14 protein-coding genes are annotated in these 22540 nt (G+C 58.7%); 8 read left to right on the top strand and 6 right to left on the bottom strand.

All coding sequences use genetic code 11. The annotated features are described in order from the left end of the window. Nucleotides 1–45: 45 nt before the first annotated feature. On the top strand, nt 46–357 hold the full coding sequence (locus tag EC9_RS21555) for a hypothetical protein (protein ID WP_145348141.1): 312 nt from the start codon (nt 46–48) through the stop codon (nt 355–357). Nucleotides 358–1087: 730 nt separating this feature from the next. Continuing rightward, a complete protein-coding gene (locus EC9_RS21550) occupies nt 1088–3166 on the top strand; it encodes an FAD-dependent oxidoreductase (protein WP_145348140.1) in 2079 nt (692 codons plus the stop codon). 39 nt (nt 3167–3205) lie between these two features. On the opposite strand, the gene EC9_RS21545 is transcribed toward EC9_RS21550, so the two are convergent. After that, nucleotides 3206–4399: an AraC family transcriptional regulator gene (locus EC9_RS21545; RefSeq protein ID WP_145348139.1), complete on the bottom strand. Its 1194-nt coding sequence runs from the start codon at nt 4397–4399 to the stop codon at nt 3206–3208. Nucleotides 4400–4643: 244 nt separating this feature from the next. Between EC9_RS21545 and EC9_RS21540 the strand changes: the two genes are divergently transcribed. Further along, nucleotides 4644–5741: a DUF1611 domain-containing protein gene (locus EC9_RS21540; protein ID WP_145348138.1), complete on the top strand. Its 1098-nt coding sequence runs from the start codon at nt 4644–4646 to the stop codon at nt 5739–5741. Beyond that, nucleotides 5738–6769, top strand: a complete 1032-nt coding sequence (locus EC9_RS21535) for a dipeptide epimerase (RefSeq protein ID WP_145348137.1) — start codon at nt 5738–5740, stop codon at nt 6767–6769. Before EC9_RS21540 ends, EC9_RS21535 begins: the two co-directional genes overlap by 4 nt. A 25-nt stretch (nt 6770–6794) precedes the next feature. On the opposite strand, the gene EC9_RS21530 is transcribed toward EC9_RS21535, so the two are convergent. Both EC9_RS21530 and EC9_RS21525 read right to left on the bottom strand, forming a co-directional pair. Continuing rightward, on the bottom strand, nt 6795–9458 hold the full coding sequence (locus tag EC9_RS21530) for a DUF11 domain-containing protein (protein ID WP_145348136.1): 2664 nt from the start codon (nt 9456–9458) through the stop codon (nt 6795–6797). A 262-nt stretch (nt 9459–9720) separates the two neighbouring features. After that, complete coding sequence (locus tag EC9_RS21525; protein WP_145348135.1) at nt 9721–10629, bottom strand: lipase family protein; 909 nt, start codon at nt 10627–10629, stop codon at nt 9721–9723. 299 nt (nt 10630–10928) lie between these two features. Here EC9_RS21525 and EC9_RS21520 point away from each other — a divergent pair, with 299 nt between their 5' ends. After that, nucleotides 10929–13391, top strand: a complete 2463-nt coding sequence (locus EC9_RS21520) for a DUF1592 domain-containing protein (protein WP_145348134.1) — start codon at nt 10929–10931, stop codon at nt 13389–13391. Beyond that, the gene (locus EC9_RS21515) at nt 13381–14721 is read left to right on the top strand and encodes a DUF1552 domain-containing protein (RefSeq protein ID WP_145348133.1); all 1341 of its coding nucleotides are present in this window, start codon (nt 13381–13383) and stop codon (nt 14719–14721) included. The genes EC9_RS21520 and EC9_RS21515 overlap by 11 nt, the downstream gene beginning before the upstream one ends. Nucleotides 14722–14930: 209 nt before the next feature. Here the strand turns inward: EC9_RS21515 and EC9_RS21510 are convergent, their stop codons facing one another. After that, entirely contained in the window at nt 14931–17099 is a 2169-nt protein-coding gene (locus tag EC9_RS21510; RefSeq protein ID WP_145348132.1) for a tetratricopeptide repeat protein, read from the bottom strand. After that, nucleotides 17096–18112: an AAA family ATPase gene (locus EC9_RS21505; protein WP_197452688.1), complete on the bottom strand. Its 1017-nt coding sequence runs from the start codon at nt 18110–18112 to the stop codon at nt 17096–17098. The genes EC9_RS21510 and EC9_RS21505 overlap by 4 nt, the downstream gene beginning before the upstream one ends. A 283-nt stretch (nt 18113–18395) precedes the next feature. On the opposite strand from EC9_RS21505, the gene EC9_RS21500 reads away from it, so the two are divergent. Both EC9_RS21500 and EC9_RS21495 read left to right on the top strand, forming a co-directional pair. Then, nucleotides 18396–19649: a DUF58 domain-containing protein gene (locus EC9_RS21500; protein ID WP_218934334.1), complete on the top strand. Its 1254-nt coding sequence runs from the start codon at nt 18396–18398 to the stop codon at nt 19647–19649. Beyond that, entirely contained in the window at nt 19646–21985 is a 2340-nt protein-coding gene (locus EC9_RS21495) for a transglutaminase domain-containing protein (protein WP_145348130.1), read from the top strand. Before EC9_RS21500 ends, EC9_RS21495 begins: the two co-directional genes overlap by 4 nt. A 50-nt stretch (nt 21986–22035) precedes the next feature. Here the strand turns inward: EC9_RS21495 and ribH are convergent, their stop codons facing one another. Beyond that, nucleotides 22036–22539, bottom strand: coding sequence for a 6,7-dimethyl-8-ribityllumazine synthase (ribH, locus tag EC9_RS21490; protein WP_145348129.1), 504 nt, complete (start codon nt 22537–22539; stop codon nt 22036–22038). Nucleotide 22540 lies beyond the last annotated feature (1 nt).

The following is a 22540-nucleotide window of genomic DNA, read 5'->3' as shown; positions in this document are numbered from 1 at the left end:
TCACCAATTCAAGCTTAACGGGTTTTCTTTCCAGAGGGATAAAGTATGACGTCGGTAGTGCGGTTCGTATGTGTGATGCTGTTCTTGACTGCGGTCATTGGCTGTGGCGAGGTTCGCGAAACGGGACAGGCGGTCCAGCAGCCCCCGCTCGACGCGAAGGTTACTTTGGAAAAAATTGCGGCCACGGGCAAGCTCTCCGATCAGAAGGCCCAGCTCCTAGGGGAGCTGGAGGGACTTGGCGAGAACTATCCACCAGAGAAGACTCAAGAGCTGTTGGCCGATTTTGAGCAGTTAAGCGCCCTCTCGGACGCGGCAGCCATTAAGGCAAAAGCTCAGGAAATGGCCGAAAAACTCTAGGCTCTGTTTTCTTCTAAAGCAGTTTGAGCACTCGCCGCCTGGCGGCGAGTTGAACGAAAACGAAGGTAGGGACAGGCAAGTTTGTCTTATCGCGTGGCCACTCGGCGAGATGTTTTGAGCCAGCCGATCGGTCGTTCGTAACTCTTGCGTCGGCGGTAAGTATTGCGATCAAAGTTCGCATCGCGTGATTCTTAAGTCTTTGATCCGATGACCGGATCGATCTGACGGTCGCCGAATAGCTGGCGGATCGCGTTACTGCCGTATCGCTTGTCTCCTGTTATCACCTCAGGCGACTGTCGTCGCGATGAAGCCTCGGTTCACAGTTTGCGATGAGATTCTCAAGGTCCGTCGACTGATGACGTTAACCGTCAGTCGCCGCGATTCCGAGCAACGTTTCGTCGCCATCGCAAGGCACGTGGATTTTGGTCGAGTATCGAGTTCGGGCCCATCCCGCAGCCACTGATTCATCGTTCTTTTCGCTCTGCGGAATCATTCTCGAAGCGGTGTGGCGACCCCGATTGATGCTACGATCATTGCACCAAAGCGACCGGTCGAACTTCTCCGATGCATCCAGCCGCTTCAGAGGTGTTTGGTAAATTCTGTCCTATGGACCGTTTCGCTGCAAAGCTTGCTTGTTGGCAGCGGAGCGACCAGAATGTCTCTCGTCCGTGCGTTTCATTGCCCGCCGTTGCATCCGCTTTCTTAACGCCTTTTGCAGATCCTCCCCCTCATGCAAATCAAGTCCCTATTCTGCACAACCGCTGCGCTGCTAAGCCTCTCATTTTCCCACGCCTTTGCCAAAGAATACCATCACGACATCGTGATCTATGGCGGCACCAGCGCCGCGGTGACCACGGCGGTTCAAGCCAAACAGATGGGGCGTTCGGTGGTGATCGTCAGTCCCGACAAGCACCTCGGCGGGCTGACCGCAGGCGGGCTGGGGTGGACCGATTCGGGAAACAAAGCCGCGATCGGTGGATTGAGCGGCGAGTTTTATCATCGCGTTTGGAAGCACTACCAAAATCCTGAGGCTTGGAATTGGGAAGAGCAGTCGAAGTTTGGCAATCGCAATCAGAGCGGGCTTGGCGGCGATGGGGATGAGGCGCGGATGTGGGTCTTCGAGCCGCATGTGGCGGAACAGATCTACGACAACTGGGTCGCGGAAGAGAAGATTCCCGTCTACCGCGATCAATGGCTCGATCGCGATGGCGGTGTGGTCAAAAAAGAGGGGCGGATCAAATCGATTCGGACCCTCGCTGGCGATGTTTTTCACGGCAAGATGTTTGTCGACGTGACTTACGAAGGCGATTTGATGGCCGCCGCCGGCGTCGACTACCACGTCGGCCGCGAAGCGAATTCGGTGTACGACGAGACTTGGAACGGCAATCAGGTCGGCGTGTTGCATCATGCGCATTGGTTCAAGGAACCTATCGATCCCTATATCAAAGCGGGCGATACCGGGGGCAAATTGTTGCCGGGGATCAGCGACGAACCGCCAGGCACTCGCGGCGAAGGGGATCATCGCGTGCAGGCGTATTGTTTCCGCATGTGTTTGACCGACGTGCCCGAGAATCGGATTCCGTTTCCGAAGCCCGAGGGTTACGACCGGGCGAGGTATCAGTTGTTGGTCCGCGTCTTCGATTCCGGCTGGCGGGAGATGTTTCGCAAGTTCGATCCGATGCCGAATCATAAGACCGACACCAACAACCACGGTCCCTTCAGCACCGATAACATCGGCATGAACTACGATTATCCCGATGCCGATTACGAACGTCGTCAAGAGATCATCGATGAGCATAGGGTCTATCAACAGGGGCTGATGTATTTCATGGCCAACGACCCTAAGGTCCCTGCGGATGTTCGCGAGGCGATGTCCAAGTGGGGACTGCCGAAGGATGAATTCCTGGACAATGGCGGGTGGCCACATCAGTTGTATATTCGTGAAGCGCGTCGGATGATCGGCGAATACGTGATGACCGAACACGATTGTTTGGATCGCAAGGAGACCCCCGATTCGGTCGGGATGGGGTCGTACACGCTCGATTCGCACAACGTCCGCCGGTACGTTACGGCCGACGGTCAGGTGCAAAACGAAGGGGACATCGGCGTCCATTTGCCGCGTCCTTATGAGATCGCTTATGGCGCGATCGTTCCCAAGAAATCGCAGTGCGAAAACCTGTTGGTCCCGGTCTGTGTCTCGTCCAGCCACATCGCGTTTGGTTCGATTCGCATGGAACCTGTCTTCATGATCTTGGGCCAATCGGCGGCGACGGCGGCATCGATCGCGTTGGAACGCAACGAAGCAGTCCAAGATGTTCCGTATCAATTGCTGCAACAGCGTTTGGTCGACGATGGGCAAGTCCTTTTGATGGACGATCCCCATCGGGTTTCGTCGCGTAAGTTGCCAGGCGTCGTGGTTGACGATAACGCGGCCAAGTTGGTCGGCAGTTGGAGCCATTCGGCGACGAACCAGAAGTTTGTCGACAGCGGATACGTTCACAACCAGAACGAGCAACAGGGAGAGCGGTTGGCCCGTTTTGAAACCGAACTAAAACCGGGCCGCTACGAGGTGCGTGTTTCTTATCCGGCAAACAACAATCGCTCGACGATGGTTCCCGTGAAGGTCGTCCACGCCGAAGGTGAATCGACGCACTCGATCAACCAACGCAAGACTCCTGAGATCGACGGACTGTTCACGAAGATCGGTGCCTTTGACTTCGGTAGCTCTGCGACCGTCGAGATCGGCACCCAGGGATCCAACGGTTATGTGATCGCTGATTCGGTGCAGTTTGTGCCGGTGACGAAGTAGATCGACTCGCCCGTCGCAGGGCCGCGCGGGTGACTTCCGTCAGGGAGCGATCCCGCGCCGACTGCTCAAACGAAACGCGATCGGCGTCAGCCCCACGTGTCGCTTGAACGTGAAGCAGAGCTGTGCGGGGCCACAGAATCCGGAGCCCTCAGCGATCTGTTCGACGGTGTTTTCGGTGGAGATCAGCAACTGTTTGACGCGTTCCAACTTGATCCGGCGGAGCTCGTCGGCTGGGGTGCAGTTGAGCAGTTGCTTGAACCGCTGTTCCAACGAGCGGCGCGAGATCGGGACGACGCGCAACACGTCGCCAACTTGGATCCCGGTGTGCGCTTGTTCTCGGATGAAGCGGAGGGCGTCGACAAACAACGGGTCCTCGACCGCTAACATCTCCGACGACTGCCGCTCGATCACGCGCTGCGGAGGAATAAACTGAGCCTTCGCCGAGACCGGCTTTCCCTCCAGCAGCTTTTCCAGGACGCCGACGCTTGTCATTCCGATCTGCTCGCTAGCCAGCACGATGCTCGAAAGGGGCGGGTCGGAGATCTCGCACAACAGGTCGTCGGTATCGCCGACGAGGATTGCGATCTCTTCGGGGACGCGAAATCCGACGGCGTTGCAAACTTCCGAGAGGACGATTCCCGAATGGGGATCGGCAGCAAAAACGGCCAGCGGACGCGCCGCTTGGTGCAGCCAATGCAGCGTTCGCTCTTGCAGCGATTGCTTGTCCCGCCGCCGCGATGGGCTGCGGTACGTATCGCACGAAAATCCCGCCTGCTCGACGACCTCTTGGAACCGCTCGCCACGACTGGGCGAATACCTTTGGCTGGGAGGACCGTAGTAGGCAAAGTGACTCAGCCCACGCTGGCGAAAGTGGGCCAACGCCATCTCGGCTCGCTTCCGATCGTCGGTGTTCACGCGATGCCAATCCACCGGGCCCTTCTCCCACGAAGAGACAATCACGGTGGGTAGCTTTAGCGAGTCGACGTGTTCGGCGGTTTTGTCGTCGCGGATCGCGGCGATGATGCCATCGCCGCGCCAGTTGCGCGGTACGCGCAACCGCCCTTGATCGTCGCGCGGGGCGATCCACAGATTCCAAGGGAGCACGTTGCGCGCGGCCGAGGCGATTCCCTGGATTACGCTGCGTCCCCAGGTGTCATCGGGATCGATCAACAACGCGATCTGTTTGTTGTGCGGGATCGTTGGCGGTGGCGTGGGAGCGTGGCGGGAGGGCATCGATAGGTCCCGGAAGGAGAGAGAATCGCCGTGCGCATTTTCGATATCAGTTTGCGCTTTCTCGGATTGTGGTGCAAGTCGCCGCGGGTAGGATGGACGCCGTCAGACCGCAAGACTGTTGCCGTTCGTCACGGTTCCAAAGGCGGCGATGCTGTGGAGATCACGGCCGCGGTCAGGCGTGTGATCAGTGATCGGCAAGGTCTGCCGTGACGTCAGAACAAATTGAAAACGACAGGATGACATCATGAATACGACTGTTCTTGAAACCTCCAGGTCCGCGGTGGCTGGGCTGGATTCGATCCTCCAATATCGACGGATCGCGATCGCCGTGGGGACCGACGCGCCGCTGTCGAACTGCAAGACAACGATCAGTTTGTTGCGGTACCGCGGAGAGCATTGTGTTGCGGTGATCGATCCCGCTCATCGCGGCAAGACAACGCAGGAGGTGTACGGTGTCGGCGGAGAGACGCCGATCGTCGCATCGATCGCCGACGTCGAATCGCCCGACGCGATGTTCATCGGGATTTCTCCCGCCGGAGGAGCGATGCCACAGTCGCTGCGGACGACGATCGGCGAAGGAGTGGATCGCGGTCTGGATGTGATCTCGGGGCTGCATGAATTTTTGGTAGAGGACGACGACCTCTGGCAGGCGGCGCAGCAGAGCGGCAGCCGGTTGATCGATGTTCGTCGGAACCTGCATCGCAAGACCGCCAGCGGGATCTCGTTTCGCGACGGATGCCTGCGAATCCACGCCGTCGGGCACGACTGCAGCGTCGGCAAGATGGTGACGATGCTGGAACTGGAACGCGGGCTGAAGGAGCGTCAGCGGAATGCAAAGTTCCTCGCAACCGGTCAGACCGGGATCATGGTCGTCGGCAATGGCGTACCGGTCGATTGTGTCGTCTCCGATTTTGTCAACGGTGCCGTCGAAAACCTGGTCCAACAGAACGAAGAACACGACATCCTTTTGATCGAAGGACAGGGAAGCATTACGCATCCTGCCTTCTCCGCGGTCACTCTCGGCCTGCTGCACGGATGCGCCCCGCAGGGTCTGATTCTTTGTTATGAAGCGGGCCGACCGCATGTCAAAGGGATGCCTCATGTTGCATTGAAATCGCTGCAACACTATCGCGAATTATACGAAGCGTTAGCCTCCGCACGTTCGCCGGCGCAGGTGATCGGCGTTGCAATGAACGGGCGGAATCTGACGGCAGAGCAGGCGGAGATCGAGAAACGCGAGGTCCAGGAGCAATTGGGCTTGCCGGTCTGCGACGTCTACCGCGACGGCCCTGGCCTGCTGGTCGATGCTGTTTTGCGACTACAAGAAAGGAGCGGAGCGTGAAACTGCAATCGCACAGGATCGAACTCCCCTTAAAGGATCCGTTTACGATCGCTCGCGGGACAATGCGTCATCAACAGTCTTTGATCGTTGCCCTATCGCGCGGAGAGGTCACCGGTTACGGCGAGGTCACCTGCAATGAATATTACGGGCATACGTATGAGTCATTGGAGGCGTCGCTGCAGCGGATCGAGGGTCTGCTGGCCGGTTGCGACGCGGTCCATCCGAGCGATCTGTTTGGGCGTTGCCAAGTTGTGATTCCCGACGACACGTTTGCGCTCTCGGCGGTCGATGCCGCTGCCTACGATCTCTACGGCAAGCTGAATGGCGTTCGGACGACGGAAACGTTGGGATTGTCAGAGCCCGCCGAAATTTATTCCAGCTATACGTTGGGAATCGATTCGATCGATCAGATGGTGCGGAAATATCGTGACCAACCGGACTGGCCGATCTACAAGATTAAGCTTGGCACACCACATGATCTGGAGATCGTTCGCGCTTTGCGTCGGGAGACCGAAGCGGTGATTCGCGTCGATGCAAATTGCGCGTGGACGCCCGAACAGACGATCGCAAATTCTCTGGCGCTGGCGGAATTGGGAGTTGAGTTTATCGAGCAACCGTTACCAGCCGAAGCGCCGCGGGCCGCACAGTTGGAGGTCTTCGAGCACAGCCGGCTGCCGATCATTGCCGACGAGAGCTGTCGAACGGAGGAGGATGTTCAGAAGTGCCAAGGATTGTTTCATGGCATCAACATCAAGCTGTGCAAGTGCGGCGGGCTGACACCTGGCAGTCGAATGTTGCGACAAGCCCGCCAGCTCGGGATGAAGACGATGGTCGGCTGTATGATCGAATCGACAGTCGGGATCTCGGCCGCCGCTCAGCTGCTGCCGTTGTTGGATTATGCCGATCTCGACGGAGCGACGCTGCTGGCCGAAGACGCCGCCGACGGCGTCCGGATCGAAAACGGACGCGTCATCTTCAGTTCCGTTCCCGGCAGTGGGGTCGAGTTGCTCGTTCGATCCCCACGTTAGCTGAATCCGGTCGCTTCCGAACCGACTATTGCCCGTTGACGAACGAGGCGAGGAAGCGGCGTTTGGACATTTCCAGCTGTTCGCCAAAGTTGAAGTTTACCGCGGCGTCGCCGGTTCCCAAGACGATTCCGTCGATCGTGTCGTTGCCCGCGGTGCCGTTGTTGTCCGCACCGGTGCCGGCGGTATCGATGCCGTCGCGGGTGCCCGCAGGTTGGGTTTCGACGACGCGGTAGGTACCTGGATTCAAGTTGTCGAACGTGTAGGCGCCGGTGGCATCGGTGACCGTTGTCAGGCTGACCGCGGCTCCCAACAGATCGGTGCCGATCAATTGAACCGTGGTTCCTTCGAGCGGCGTTTCGCCAGCGTCGAAAACCCCGTCGTTGTCGGCATCGAGATAGGTGAAGCCACTGAGGCTGGCCAGTTGAACCGTCGTGGTGGTCGACGAACTGTTGTTGGTGGTGACCGGATCGGGTTCGTTGCCCGTCACGGTCGCCTGGTTGGAGATCGTTCCGGTCGTGCCCGATGCCACGCTGACGCGAATCGTTACCGTGGCGGTGCTGCCCGACGCGAGATTCCCCACGTTTGCCGTGATCACACCGTTGTTGTTCGTGACGGTTCCCTGCGATCCGGTACCGCTGACGAAGGTTACGCCGGTCGGCAGGTTGTCGGTCACGACGACGCCGGTTGCGTTGGAGGGCCCGTTGTTGGTGACCGTCAAATTGTAATCGATCGTGTTACCGGGCGATGTCGGGTCGCCGACGTCGGTCTTGGTGATCGACAGGTCGGTCTCCTGCGTGATGGTATTCACGACCGTCGATTGGTTGTTGGTGGGATCCGAATCGGTCTCGTTCGATGTCACGTTGGCGGTGTTGGAAACCGTTCCGGCCGCCGAGGCAGCCAACGTGGTCACGACCGTGATCGTCGCCGTCGCTCCGCTGGCCAAATTTCCCAAGTCGGCGGTGAGGGCATTGCCGTTGGACGTGACCGATCCTTGGCTCGAAGTCATGCTGACGATCGATAGCGACGCCGGCAAGGTGTCGGTGACGGTCACGCCGGTACCGTCGATCGGGCCGTTGTTGAGGATCGTTAAAACGTAGGTCAATTGATCGCCGGCAATGGCCGTTGGCGTTGTGGTGCTGAGCGATTTGACGACCTGAATGTCGAGTGTCGAGACGACCCCGAAGTCGAGCGACAGGTTGGTGTCGCTGTTGGTATCGCCGTCGTTGGTCGGTTCGGAATTGGCCAACAGCGTGATCGCGGCCGATACAATTCCCTGCCCGGCCAGCATCACACCATTGTCGTCGTTGTCGATGTCGTTGTTCGGATCGGCGACGCCTGTGCTGGAGACAAAATTGTTCAGCACTCCACCGGTGTCGAAGTTCGATTCGGGGAGCTGGACGATGTAGTCGCCCGGCAACAAGTTGGTGAACGTATAGATTCCCGAAGCGTCGGTGGTTGTCGAATCGATGAAAGTATCGGTCCCCGCGGTGAATTGGCCATTCCCATCGGTATCTTCGTAGAGATTCACGGCAACATTTTCGATGCCCGATTCGGTGGTCGAGTCGAAGAGGCCGTTGTTGTTCAGATCCTCCCAGACCTGATTGCCGAGGGTGATTGGATCGAACAAGGCAAAGTTGACAGTCTTGTTGGTTTGGCCAAGGGTTCCCACAACGGAGACCTGGCTGTCGAAGGCCGCCGCTCCGCTGATCTCGACGCGGATAGCACCGACGTTGTTGAAATCGGCTCCCGTTCCGGTCTGATTGGCATCGAAATCGGTCATCGGAATCAGCAGTTCATCCGATGCGATGCCACCGGCGGTGACCGGAACCATCGTCGAAAACGTGGAATAGTTTCCTGCGTCGGTAAAGACCGTGATGGTGATTGGGACTCCAGCGATATCGGCTCCCATCATCAACATCAATTGATCGGCGCTGCCGTTGTTTGTCAGATCGACTCCACCGAGCCCGGTTGCGTCGAGAGTTGCAGAGCCATCGATGCCGTCGTAATCGACCGTGTAGCCACCGACCGCACCCGAAGCGGAACTGTAGGTTAGGACGCCAGTGGTGGTGTCGACATCCAAGTTCACTCGCAGTCCCGACGTGTAGTTCAACATCAGGTCGCGTTCGCGTCCAAGGATCGATTGGCTGCCGGCGGGCGATGAAAAGAAGCTTTCCACGCTGGTTGTTACCGCGTCGGCTTGCAAGCTTTGGCTGCCTTCAGAAAAGTCGTCGACCTGCACGCCCGCGTCGACGCCCGATGCTTCCGCCGTATTGATCGATGTCATTGCGGAAACGTCCGAGCCCGGCTGAGCGATCAAACCAGCGGGTAAAATCTGTTCGACGAAATAGTCGCCTTCGACCAGACGATTGAAGGCATATTCGCCATTGGCATCGGTCGTTTGCGTTGCCACTAACACATCGTCGCCACCGGCCACGCCGGCGGCCGAATCGAATGTGCCGTTGCCGCCATCGCGAAACAAGTGCAATGTGACGGTGGGGGGCGCGACATCGTCGGCGGTCAATCCATCGTTGGTCTGGTCGTTGTAGACGGTGCCGGTGATACCGCCGAAATCGGCAGCCATCAATTGGCGACCTTCCAGCGATTCGAGTCGTAGTCCACGACGGACTCGCTTTTTGTTTGGCTTTGATTTTTTCGACTTGCCAAGCAGTAGATCTCGCAATGGACGCATTCGATTTTGTCCCGATGGATTGCCAACAGAGTTGTGGAGCGTGTATCGCAAGCCATCGCCACCACGACGCGAAAAGAACGCTTGCGGTGACTCGATCGACTTGCGTCAGTCCACGTTATCGGCCGCCACAAGCCGAACGGTTGGAATCATCGCGATCGTCGGCAACACTTGGCTGTTCGCGCGGCGCGACCTAGATTGCCCGCTTTAAATTTGCAGGCATTGGTCGGGAGGAATCGAAGAATCGTTGCACCACAGGGGCTGGCTACTGCTGCGTCGCCCTGTTCGATTGCCCTTCGGCTAGGTGAGGGGTTGGTGGAGAGAGCTTTGCCGGTTCGGGTGGCTCGCTGATCCCCTCCTCTTCGTACATCGCGTGCAAGATCGCTTCGATGTAGCGGTGGATGCTGTGGTCGCTGAAATGGTCGATGTTAAATTTTCGCAGGCCTCGCAGGAAACCATGCAGACGATCTTGGGTTCGCCACCAACCTTCAAGCTTGCGGATGCGACCTTGGTAATCGAGATAGATCTCGTTTCCCCGGTGGCGATACCCCAACCACGTCGGAGGGACGCGGGTGACGATATCATTGTTATTGACCCAGCGGTAATGCGTTAGTTTGACGTAGTTCACGTACCGGCGGTCCCCCACGCGCGGGCTGCCGAAGGTATAGAGTTCTTCGGGATTACTAGCGATGTAGGAGAGGAAGCAGCGACCTGCACAGATCGTCGCCATGGCCCCCCCCAGCGAATGCCCACAGAACCACAGGGGGCGATCGTTCGACTTGAGCACCGTTTCAAGCATCGGCCACAGGTCATCGACCTCTTTTTTAAAGCCTCGGTGGACGCGGCCGGCAGTCTCGGCCAAGACCGTCGCGGCGTTGGCATCGGCCTGGATGTCGTTCCATTCGTGTGGTTCGGTTCCCCGCGAAGCGATGACGCAGTCGTAATCGTTGGCAAATTGGTAGGCTTGAGACCCATCGTTGTCAAAAAACTTGACGATCGAAAAACCGATAGCGTTGGCGGCTTGCCGCGCCTCGCGCTCGTCGTTGTAGCTGAGCATTGATAGCTCGGCAAACAACAACGATCGTCGCAAAAAACTCAACTGGCGAATGGGGCCGCGAAGTTCCGAATGAACGACTAGAGGGCGTTCACCCTGATCATGAATGACTACCGGCATACCATCTGTCTCCTGTACCGCTTCTGCGCCAACTGCAATTTTCGGCAATCCGAGTTCGCCTGCTAGATAGGTTACCGCAACCCCCTTCGGCCGCAAATCCCAACCCCTGCGAAGTTCGGCCGACAAATTTCGGATTGGAATTCGCCAGTCGCTCGGGTACAATAAGAGACTAGACTGCTAGCCCACCCATTTAGTGTGCCTGCTCCCTGCAGGTGCATATCCCGCCTACCCTTCCCCCCGCTTGCACCGTGCGCATCCCACAGTTCCGTTTTCTGCTTGGCATTTTGCTCCTTCATGGTATGGCCACCGCTGCGCTCCGCGGCGATGACCTCTGGCCCGCCCAAGCGGTTCCGTTGCTGGAGAAGTACTGTTTCGACTGCCACAGCAACGACACGCAGGAGGCGGAAGTCAATCTGGAGGGCTTCGCGGCTGCCGAGAGTTTGATCGCTGCGGAGAGCATGTGGAAAGAGACGATCAAGCAGGTCGAATTTGGATCGATGCCTCCGGGGGATGTCGACCAGCCCACCGACGAAGAGCGAAAGACTTTGCTGGCGCTGATCGAGGGGACGCTTTATGGCGACGATTGCGATCTCGATGCCAAGCCGGGGAAGGTGACCGTTCGGCGGCTGAATCGAAACGAATACAACAACACGATCCGCGATCTGTTTGGCGTGACGATCCGTCCCGCCGACGCGTTTCCATCGGACGAGGTGGGTGCTGGCTTCGACAACAACGGCGACGTGCTGACCCTGCCGCCGATGCTGTTGGAGAAATATGTCGAAGCGGCGGAGACGGTCGCTGCCGTCGCTGTGACCGATCCGAGGACTCTGACCAAGATCGACGCCCGCTGGCAATCCGACAAGGTCCAGATCAAAGGCAACTACACGACGAACAACTTTGAAATCCATACGATCGATGGCGATGGCGAGATTCATGGCGAGTTCGAATCGCCCTACGACGGCGATTATGGATTGATCGTCGAAGCCGCTGCGGTTGAAAAAGATTCGACGGTCACGCTCGAAGCCTTCCTCGATGGCGAGACATCGCTCGGCAAGACGACCTTCAAATTCCGCGATAGCACCGGTGGCGTCCATCGCCAAACGCTCAAAGTGAAGCTGACCAAGGGGAAGCACACGATCGACATTCGCGCCGTCAAGAGCGACGAAAAGAAGAGCGACGAGAAGAAGGGCGACGAGAAGAAGGGCGACGAGAAGAAGGGCGACGAGAAGAAGGGCGACGAGAAGAAGGGTGACGAGAAGAAGGGCGACGAGAAGAAGGGCGACGAGAAGAAGGGCGACGAGAAGAAGGACGACGAGAAGAAGGACGACGAGAAGAAGGACGACGAGAAGAAGGACGACGACAAGCTGCCGAAGTTCCGGATGCGGGGGATGTACTTCGAAGGTCCTTACGGGATTCCCAAAGAGCGACTCTCGGGAACGCACTGGCAACTGCTTCGCCATCGCCCCCAACGAAACAAACGTTCGACACTCGATGCAGCCAAAGAGAATCTGAAAGAGTATCTGCCGCTGGCGTTCCGTTCGCCCGTCGACGACGAAACCGTCGCCCGTTATGCGGCGCTGGTCGATGTCGCTGTCCAACGCGAAGAGACCTTCGAACGGGGCATGCAGGTCGCGATCACCGCGTCGCTCCTTTCGCCTCGCTTCCTGTTCCGCAGCGAATTGCCAAGCGAAGGTGCGAAGCCGGGCGAGCTGGTCGCATTGGATCCGTATCAATTGGCCAGTCGGTTGTCCTATATGTTCTGGGCTTCGATGCCCGACAATCGGCTCCGCGATCTTGCCAAGCAGGGAAAATTGACCGACGAAGCGGTGCTGCGAAGCGAAGTCAACCGGATGCTCGCAGAGCCCAAGGGGGAAGCGTTGGTGGAGAACTTCGCCGACCAATGGCTCGGCTTGCGAAACCTCAGCGGTTTGGCCCCCGATCCAAAGCAGTTCCCCAAATTCGACGAAAAGCTGCGCGAGGCGATGATCCAGGAAACGCGTCTGACGTTTACGGATTGCATGCGAGGCGATGGCAGCGTGCTGAGCCTGCTAGATTCGCAAGACACGTTCCTGAACCAACGCTTGGCCGATCACTACGGCATCGAAGGCGTTGAGGGGGATGAGTTCCGCCGCGTCTCGCTGAAGGGAACCGGTCGCAAGGGGATCCTGACTCAAGCCAGCATCCTGATGCTAACCAGCAATCCCACTCGCACCTCGCCGGTAAAGCGGGGTAAGTGGGTGATGGAGAACATCCTTGGTACCCCGCCGCCGGATCCACCCGCGGGCGTCCCCGAACTAGAGGCGACCAACGAATCGAATCCCGACGCTCCGCTCCGCGAGCAATTGGCGATCCATCGCGACAATGCGATGTGCGCCTCGTGCCACCGCGTGATGGATCAGATCGGATTCAGCTTCGAACATTTTGATGTCACCGGGCAGTGGCGAGATCGCGATGGAAAACATCCGATCGACGCCTCCGGAACGCTCCCTAGCGGAGAATCGTTCGACGATGCACAGCAGATGATTGCGATGCTGCGAGAGACTCGCGGCACGATGTTTGTAACCGAACTCACCCGGCGATTGATGACCTACGCACTGGGCCGCGAATTGACGCGGCAGGATGAGTGTGTGGTGGAAGATATCGTCGCGGCGACCGAAGCGGATGGCTGGAAATTCCGGGACATCGCAACGGCGATCGTGTTGAGTAGACCTTTCCGATACCAAACGGCCCCTGTTCTCGAGGATGAAAACGATGGTACATAATCAACAAATCAATCGACGGATCATGTTGCGTGGCTTGGGAGTCGCGATGGGGTTGCCGCTGCTTGAAGCGATGACGCCGATGGCCCGTTCGGTGATGGCCGCTCCATCGTCGAAAACGCTACCGACTCGAATGGCCTGCGTCTTCTTTCCCAACGGTGTGATCGTTCCGAAATGGCAGCCTGCCAAGGGACCGGAGTTGGTACTCGGGGAATCGTTGCAGGCGCTGCAGCCGCTGAAGCACAAGCTGACGATGGTCTCGGGTTTGGCGTTGGACAATGGTCGCGCGAAGAAGGACGGTGCTGGGGATCACGCTCGCGCCGGTTCTACCTTCCTGACAGCCGCTCGCCCTGTGAAGACATCGACCGATATCAAGGTTGGCGTCTCGGTCGATCAATTGGCGGCACAACAGATTGGTCAAGAGACACGCTTGGCTTCGATCGAGCTGGGTGTTCTGGGCAGCCGCAACGCCGGCAGTTGTGACTCCGGTTACAGTTGTGCCTATTCGTCCAACGTCAGCTGGCGCAGCGAGCATCAACCTTCTGCCAAGGAGACCGTGCCGCGGTTGGCTTTCGAGCGACTGTTTGGAACCGGCGACAACGCAGCAACGCGAGAGCGAGACTTCTATCGCAAAAGTATCTTGGACGTCGTTGCTCAGGATGCCCGCAAGCTGGACAAGAAGCTGGGGACGACCGACCGCCGCAAGATCGACGAGTACTTTACCGGAGTTCGCGAGTTGGAGCGCCGGATCGAAATGACCGAAGCGGAAGACCGCAAGGGCGTTCCCGAACTGGAACTACCGCACGGGCGGCCGAAGCAATTTGTCGAGCACGCCGACCTGATGTCCGACCTGATGGTCGTCGCGTTCCAGACCGATGCGACGCGCGTGGCGACGTTCATGTTGGACAATGCCGGCGGCAACCGCAGCTATCCCGACATCGGCGTTAACGATGGCCATCATCAGATCAGCCATCACAGCAACCACGAAGGAAAGGTTGCCAACCTGCAGAAGATCGACGCTCACTTGGCCGAACGATTGGCCTACTTCCTGCAAAAACTCGACTCGGTTCAAGAGGCGGGCGGAACGCTGTTGGACCATTCGATGGTCCTGTACGGCAGCGGATTGAGCGATGGAAATCGTCACCGCCACGAAGATTTGCCGATCGTGATTGCCGGCGGTGCCCGCGGTCGCATCAAGACGAATCGCCATATCGAACTGGGCGAAGAGACGCCGATGGCAAATCTGTTCATGTCGATGCTCGATATCGTCGGAGCTCCCGTCGAATCGATCGGCGACAGCACCGGACGTCTCGATCAATTGACGACGTCGTAACCCACCGAGGTTAATTTCGACCGGACGTGATGGCTTCGTAATCGATGAAGCCACCGCGTCGTGGGATCTCGCGGAGGAAGCGCGTCTCGATCGCGCTCTCCGCTGTGGTGTCACATTTGGATCGCTGAGCCGTCACTAGTTCATTCTGCAAACGGCCAGCGCTGCGATCCTGCTTCTGTATGCCAGCGAAGACGCGGCATCCGATAAGATCACATCGGGTCGCTTTGCGGCTCCGAATCGCTGCTCGGTTGTTCCGCCTGGATGAAGTCGGAGAGCAGTTGATCGACTTCTCTTCGCATCCGAGCTGCGACAGGCGATCCGTCCAGCGAGCCCAGATCGGCCTGTGTTAATTCGACAAGCGGCTGGAAGAACCGCTGATGAAACAGCTCGACCGTCGTTTCGACGAATCCTTCTTCGCTGCTGATCGGAACCAATATTTCCAAATGCCTCGAGCGGTCGTTGCGAAACATTTCGATCAACAACTGTTGATCCTGAAACGGGCGAACAATGATTTCGCAACCGCGAGGGTCTTCAAAAAAGCGACTCGATGACGCCAACGTCGCGACGACTTTTTGTTCCAGGTCGGAACCCTGGTGGCTCAGCCGAATCGGGATCTGGATATCTAACAATCGGAACGCTTGCGGGAAGTCGCGCATCGCGGTGCTCCAGTGTCCGATCGCTTCGTCGGGTTGATCCAGCCGCCATGCGGCTTGTCCCGCGATCGCAGCGACGAAGCCACGGAAGACCTTTTCGGCGCGCGGCGGTAATTTTTCGAGCGCAGCGGTTGCCAGTCGCAGCGCCTCGGCGTCGTCGTGCTTCCGCATCCGGATGCCCGCTCGGATCGCTTGCTGATAGGGCGATACCCAATCCGGTGTCTCTCCCTTTTCGGCGGCGGAGAGGGCGACTTCCAAAACGCCCAGCGGAATCAGATCCAACAGCATGAATTGGTGCCACGACAGGATCTGCGATTCGATACCGATACCGCCCGCCCGGTGCGGACGGACCAGATCGACGGTCAGCGAGTGGATCAGTTCGCTTGTAAACTTCTGCTTTGTCTGCCACAGCGCGGTTTGCAAGCTGGCTAGCTGAGCGAGTGCGGCGCCCGACGGCACAGCGCCGATCGACAACTGCTCCTGCAATTCCTCGCGTGCATATTTTTGGATCGTCCAGAGGACCAAGCCGTCCGAAATCCGTAGCTCCCGTTCGTTGATGGAGGTCGAACCGGCGCGATCGGGCGATTCGGTGGCGCGACGCGCGAACCGCAACGCCAGGTCCGCTTCGTTGTACGCGAGCAGGACCGACGCGATCGCCAAGTTGGTATTCGCCTCGTCGTTATGAAGCGTATAGGGCTCGCGCTGGCCGCGATCGATCTGGGCTTGCTTGAGTGCGTCGAGCGCTTCGGGAAAACGTCCCTGTTGAACCAGCAATGCCGCCAAAGGAACGTAGGGTGTCGTGCTGGCTGAGTCATCGGTCGCCGCGGCCGCGGCCAAAAACGCTTGCTCCGCTTCAGCAAAACTGGCGTTGGAGATGGCGGCCAAACCTAGGTTGTATTGCAGCACGCGGCGTTCGGGGAACCGTTGGCACATCGCTCGCGCCGCCTCCAGGCTCGACTCGCGTCGCTTCAGTTTGTCTTCGATGACCATCACGGAATTGTCGGCATCGAGGTCGAACGTCCCCAATCCTCGATACTTGGCGATCTCCGCGCGGGCCTCGTCGAAGCGTTCCAGCTTGATCAACGAAAAGTCTTTCATCCAAGGGACCGGCGCATAGATTTGTTCGATCCGCTCCGCCGCCGCGATGACTTCTTCGGACCGGTCCAACGAAAACAGGATGTGCCACTCGGTCGCGAGAATCCAGATGTACCACTCCTGCCCGATTGGATCGCGTGGGTTGCGTCGCCCCATCGCCTCGGCTTGAGCTCGCGCTCGGCGGATCGAATTGAGCGCGTAGGCGAAGTCGTTTTCGGCGTAGGCTTCCACGTGAGCCATCGCGTACAGACCGACAAGCGAATCGGGATTCTCTTGTAGAACCTGATCGGCCAGCTTACGAGCCAACGCGAAGTTCTCATCGTGCGCTGCGTCGAAGAGATCCTTTTCGATTTCTGGTGCCCCCGCCAGGATCGTCTCGTCTCGTGCCTTTTCGAAAACCGCAGACCTTCGCTCCCAGTACTCGTCGAATGCCGGTTGGTCGTCCACCAACGGTTCGCTAGTCAGCGCAATGATCTCCGGGAATCCTTCTCCGACGTGTTCAAAGGGGGCGGGCGGATAGATGTCGGTTTCGCTGTCGCAACCGACAACGAAACATGCGATCAAAAGAAGCACCCCGTCCAAAATCAGACGCGGCGCGAACGTCGTGATGGTCTTGTGGGTGCAGTTCATCGGATCGACTTGCGGCATAACGATTCGATCACCGGCAACATCACCTGTTCGACAACCAGGTCGCCGCTGGAGATGCCCGGTTGCAGTTCCAAGCGATGGCTGAAGATCGGAAACGCGAGCGATTTGATGTCGTCGGGGGAAACGAAGTCGCGCCCTTGCATCATCGCCCGCGCCTGGAGTGCCGGGATCGTGACGACCAGAGCGCGAGTCGAGATCCCTTGCGCGACTCGTGGTTCGTCGCGCAAACGCCCGGCGATCTCGACCAACGCTTCGGTGATCGAGCGATCGATTTTGACCTCCCGTTGGATCACCTGCCGCGCCTGGGCGATCGTTTCGGGACGGATCTCTCGCATCGGCGCATCGATCAATTCCGCCGCAACAAACGAATCGAAGCGACACTGCGGGTACTTCATCGCCAGCACTTCCAATTCGTGCTCCCGCGACAGGAACGTCATCCGAACCTTGAATAAGAAGCGATCGAGCTGGGCTTTGGGAAGCGGATAGGTGCCAGCTTGGTCCAGTGGATTTTGCGTCGCGATCACCAGGAACGTCTCTTCCAACGGATGCGTCACGTTGTCGACCGTCACCTGTTTTTCAGCCATCGCTTCCAGCATCGACGACTGTACCTTGGGGCTGGTGCGGTTGATTTCATCGGCCAAGACGACGTTGGCAAAAACGGGGCCGGGGTGATAGGTCAGTTGATTTTGATTGGGATCGAAGACCGTCGTGCCGGTCACATCCGATGGCAGCAGGTCGGGGGTGAATTGAATCCGGCGGAACGCCGCGAAGCGTGGATCGGCATCGGAAGGACGATGGATGCAATTGCCAAGCGCTTTGGCCAGCGTCGTCTTTCCCGATCCGGGATGGTCTTCCAGCAGCACGTGTCCGTCGGCGAACAATGCGATCAGAATCAGATCGATCACATCGGAACGCCCTTGCACCTCCGCTTCGCAGGATGCCTTGAGCGATCGATAAACTTGGGAGACATCCGAAAGGGTCGTAACCGTTTGCACTGTGCCTGGCTCGCGTTGGAACTGGATGACTGGTTGCTACTCGCCGACTGCTATTGCGATGCCTCGGAACCGCAGGGAAGGCAAGCGAGACAAGGCGGTGTAGTCATTGCAGGAATCTAAAAAATAGCTGAAGGAAGTAGTGAAAGCATCCCTGCAGTCGACCATTATTTCGGTATCTTAATCGAATCGTTCTAAAAATATTGGGTCCGCCGCGGTTCACCATGCGGTCGATCCAACGCCATTTATCTCCAAGTCCGCTGCGAGGATACGTATGTTCAATACGGTGAAACGCTCTCTTCGGGCGTGCTTCGACTGGATCCCACTGACCGCGCGCGGTGCAGTCTCGATTGTCGTGGCCGGAGTCGCGCTGCGGTATCTGGCGCTGCAAGAGCATGATCGTTTGCTGTTGGCGGCTTGTGTGGGCGGGTTGTTTGTGATCGCGGTGATGGCGTTAGCTGTATTGGCGACCGGGCTGTGGTTGCGATTTCGTAATCTGCCGGTTCCCGATCGGATCGACGCGATGGAGTCGGTCCAGTGCGAGACCGGATTGACGCTGCCGTTGCTCGCGTCGATTCCTTGTGTCGTCGTTAATATTCGTTGGCTGAATTGCGACGGCGTGCAGGTCGATTTGTCGCGCGGTCGCGACGGTTGTCACGAAACCATCCGTGCCAGCCAACGGATGCAGCGCAGCGAGATCGTGCGGCAGTTCGAAGTCGGCGACGTGTTTGGATTGAGCAGCGTGAAGTTTTGCAGAACCTTTGCGCAAGCCGTCCGCGTCGAACCGATGCCTGCCGCCGGATGCAGCATCGCGCAGGTTCGTCGCGACCAACAGGGCGATGACTTGGTTCATCCCAATGGCAAACCGCATGGCGACCTGGTTGAAATGCGACATTATCGGCCGGGGGATCCGTTGAAATTGGTGCTTTGGAAACACTATGCGCGGACGCGGCAATTGTTGGTCCGGCAACCGGAGAATTCGATCGCCAGCATGTCGCAAACCATCGCGTGTTTTGTTGCGGGGCCTGGCGACCAGGCATCGGCTGGCGTCGCCCGAACGATCGTGACCGAATTGAAGCAGGCGGGCGAAGAGATCTTGTTCCAAGCCGATGGATCGGCGGCGGCAACCGATAGTTCAGCCGAAGCGATCGAGCAGATCATTCTGTCGGCCGACGCGCGGCAGAGCGGTGGTGGGATCGTCGCGGGGATCGGATCGACGATCCAAGACCATGTGATCAAACATTGCGTCGCGTTTGTTCCGAGCCAACCGGGAGCTTGGATCGATCGGGTCGTCGCCGGCCAGACTGCGTCGCAGTTGCAGATCGATGCGATCATCGGCGTCGATGAACCGGCGCCGCCGCGACGCCATCGCTTCTTTCCCTCGTGGGCGTTTCATCGCGATCCGGGCGACATGATTCAATTGCAGCAAGTGCAGGCCGTGGTCGACCGGTTGTCGGCCGCTGGGATCTCGACACGGATCATCCATCGACGCTCGGGGCACGCGTGGTCGACCGCCGGATATCGAGGAGAGGTCGCATGAGTCACGCAAGCGCCCCGCCGAACCAAGTTGCCGCTGGCGTCGAAGCACGGCAGCCTGAAACTCGCATGCAGGCGATCCTGCTGACCGTCGGGTACGGCTTGTCGGCGATGCTGCTCAGTTCCGCAGTCGCCAGTCCCGCCGCGGTGCTCGCCGCTGGGATCGGTACCGTCGCGGGAGTCTGGCTGTACCGCTGGCACGTTGGCCAATCGCTGCGGAATGTCGTGCCGGCGTCGATCGGCATGGCGTTGATCGTGGTCGGGTTGGTGGGGCCGGCACTGCTGGGGCGTTGGTGGTTGGTGCCGTCTCTGATTGGCATTCCGGCGACGTTGATCGCGATACAAGGGATGACGCTGGCGATGTTGGCGATCGGCGTCGTGCTGTTGGTTCGATCGATCAGCCGGAGCAGCCGCGCGTTTTCGATGCTCGACCCAGTGGTCATGATCGCGGCGATCTGTCTGCGGTTCGCCGCTCACCGAAACTATCACTGGGGGAACCCGCGTTTCCTCGCCGACTGGGCCGGGATCCAGGGCTACGAGCTTCCGACGCTGTTCGCCTTGCTTGGACTCGCCGCGTTGACGACTGGGCTGATCGCCAACATGCGACGGACGACGGGGCGGCATGCCGCGACGTCGGTGCTGACACTGTTGGCACTGTTCGTTCTGCTGCTGTGGATCGGCGGTCGATTCTTGCGAAACCCAACGCCCGAGTTCATCGAGCCTCCAGGCGGCTTGCGTGCCATCGGATCATCCGATGGCGGTGGAGAGGCGAACGAATCCGGCGACTCGGGAGCTGAAGGGGGCGGTGGATCGAGAGCGGCTGGCGGGGCAAGTTCCGGCGGTTCGGGTTCCCAGGGTGGCGGAGCCTCTTCCGCGTCGCGAGGATCATCGGTCGATGACGATCCGCTTCCCTCGGCCTCTTCCCAGCAGAAGACTCCGCAACCGATCGCCTTGGTCTTGCTGGAAGAAGACATTCAGCCCTACGAGAAGATCTGGTATTTTCGTCAGACGTCCGTCAGTCTCTTCAACGGCAAGCGATTGGTGGTGGCGGCCGACGATCGGTTCGACACCGATATTCCCAGCAGCTTTTCCAACGAGGAGGTTTTCATCGGCGGGATTCCGCTGCCCGAAGACATGCACCGGATCGTCCCGACGGTTGTCAATCTGGTCGCCGAGCAACCGCGGCCGTTTGGGTTGCCGAGCATGATTTCGTTTGCCCCGCTTCCGAATCCCGACCCGCAGTACTTTCGGCAGTCCTATCGCGCGACAAGTTGCGTGTTGATCGATCCGGTTGTCGACGAGGAGGTCTTCGACTTATACGCGAACTTGTTTTATTGCGCTCCCGGCGACTCCGACTGGGACGATCCCGTGTGGGCTCACTACACCAAAGCTCCCGACGATCCCCGCTACAAAGCGTTGGCCGACGAGATCGTTGAAAAGCAGACGACCGCCGACTTGGAAGACGATCTGGAAAACTCCCCCATGATCAAGGCGTTGTCGATCCAACGTTGGCTGGAGAAGAACACGACGTATTCGGAAGACCCGAAATTCGAAGACCCACACAACAATCCGGCTGAACAGTTTCTGTTTGGCGCTCGCCATGGCTATTGCGTTCACATCGCCCACGCGAGTGTCTACCTGATGCGTTCGCTGGGCATTCCGGCTCGGATCGGCACCGGGTACATGGTCCCCACCGAACGCAGTGGCAAGTCGTCGGCGATCTTGATTCAATCGACCGATGCGCACGCCTGGGCGGAGATTTATCTGGAGGCCGCGGGTTGGGTGATCATCGATGCGATGCCCGAGAAGATCGACGAATCGACGCAGGTACCCCCAGAACCAGATAAAACGGTCAGCCAATTCCTGGCCGACAAGGCGAGGAAGAAGGACCAGCGTAAGAAGCAGGTCCAAGAAGCGGTCCAGCCGCCGCGTGGCTTTCCGTTGCGGATGGTCCATCTGCCCTGGGCGTTGTTAGCTGCGATCGTGTTGTTGTATGCCGCCAAGGCTTGGATCCTGCTGTCGCCTCGCTTCGCCGCCGATCAGGAACTGATCCGCGTCACCCAGCGGGCGACGATCTTGCAGTTGGCTGAAACGGGAGTGCAGCGAGAGTATGGCGAAACGCAAACGGAGTTTGCCGCACGGGTGACGTCAATCTATCCGGAGTTTGCCAAGCTGACCGAGTTTCATCTTCGACAACGCTACGGCCACGGCAGTCGACTAGCCCGACAAACCTGTTTGGAAGTGCAGCGACGAACCAAACGCCGCATCCGCCAGGTCAGCGGATTGCCGCGATGGATCATCGGTCGCCTGGATCCACGCTTCTGGACGCTGTTGCGCTAGACGGCACGACGCCCCGGGAACCGGCACTCTGAAGCAGGAAACCAAACGGTCTAACGATGGAAGCCGACTTTGGGAGTCCCTTGGTCTTGCATCTGGTCGACGACGCGGATCATTTCGAGCGCCGCTTCGGCACATTCGGATCCCTTGTTCCCCATGTTGCCACCGGCGCGTTGGATCGCTTGATCGACGGTGTTACAGGTCAGCAGCCCTAACAGGACCGGTTTGCCCGTCGCTAGGCCGATGTCCATCAATGCGTTGCAGACGCTGCGGTTGATGTGTTCGTCGTGCGTTGTTTCCCCTTTGATCACCGCCCCCAGAGTGATCACCGCCAGCGTTTCTTTGCGACGCGCGGCGTAAGAGGTCGGCAGCGGCAGTTCCCACGCTCCCGAGACCCAGATCACTTGGATGTCTTCTTCGGCGAGCCCGGCTGCCTGCAGCGTCTCGCGGGCTCCTTGCAGCAATTGACCGGTGATCGATTCGTTGTACCGCGATACCACGATGGCGACCTTGCCTTCGGGCAGAGGGCCTTGAGTTCCGTTAATCTCTGTCTTCATG

This window comes from Rosistilla ulvae (genome assembly GCF_007741475.1).
Classification (GTDB): domain Bacteria; phylum Planctomycetota; class Planctomycetia; order Pirellulales; family Pirellulaceae; genus Rosistilla; species Rosistilla ulvae.
The sequence above is the reverse complement of the archived record's forward strand: the minus strand, read 5'-3'. Positions and strand labels throughout refer to the sequence as shown.

Excerpts from the sequence above, each read along its gene's own strand:
- EC9_RS21555 (WP_145348141.1), top strand. The coding sequence starts at position 46 with ATGACGTCGGTAGTGCGGTTCGTATGTGTGATGCTGTTCTTGACTGCG.
- EC9_RS21550 (WP_145348140.1), top strand. The coding sequence starts at position 1,088 with ATGCAAATCAAGTCCCTATTCTGCACAACCGCTGCGCTGCTAAGCCTC.
- EC9_RS21545 (WP_145348139.1), bottom strand. The coding sequence starts at position 4,399 with ATGCCCTCCCGCCACGCTCCCACGCCACCGCCAACGATCCCGCACAAC.
- EC9_RS21540 (WP_145348138.1), top strand. The coding sequence starts at position 4,644 with ATGAATACGACTGTTCTTGAAACCTCCAGGTCCGCGGTGGCTGGGCTG.
- EC9_RS21530 (WP_145348136.1), bottom strand. The coding sequence starts at position 9,458 with ATGCGTCCATTGCGAGATCTACTGCTTGGCAAGTCGAAAAAATCAAAG.
- EC9_RS21525 (WP_145348135.1), bottom strand. The coding sequence starts at position 10,629 with ATGCCGGTAGTCATTCATGATCAGGGTGAACGCCCTCTAGTCGTTCAT.
- EC9_RS21520 (WP_145348134.1), top strand. The coding sequence starts at position 10,929 with ATGGCCACCGCTGCGCTCCGCGGCGATGACCTCTGGCCCGCCCAAGCG.
- EC9_RS21515 (WP_145348133.1), top strand. The coding sequence starts at position 13,381 with ATGGTACATAATCAACAAATCAATCGACGGATCATGTTGCGTGGCTTG.
- EC9_RS21510 (WP_145348132.1), bottom strand. The coding sequence starts at position 17,099 with ATGAACTGCACCCACAAGACCATCACGACGTTCGCGCCGCGTCTGATT.
- EC9_RS21495 (WP_145348130.1), top strand. The coding sequence starts at position 19,646 with ATGAGTCACGCAAGCGCCCCGCCGAACCAAGTTGCCGCTGGCGTCGAA.
- ribH (WP_145348129.1), bottom strand. The coding sequence starts at position 22,539 with ATGAAGACAGAGATTAACGGAACTCAAGGCCCTCTGCCCGAAGGCAAG.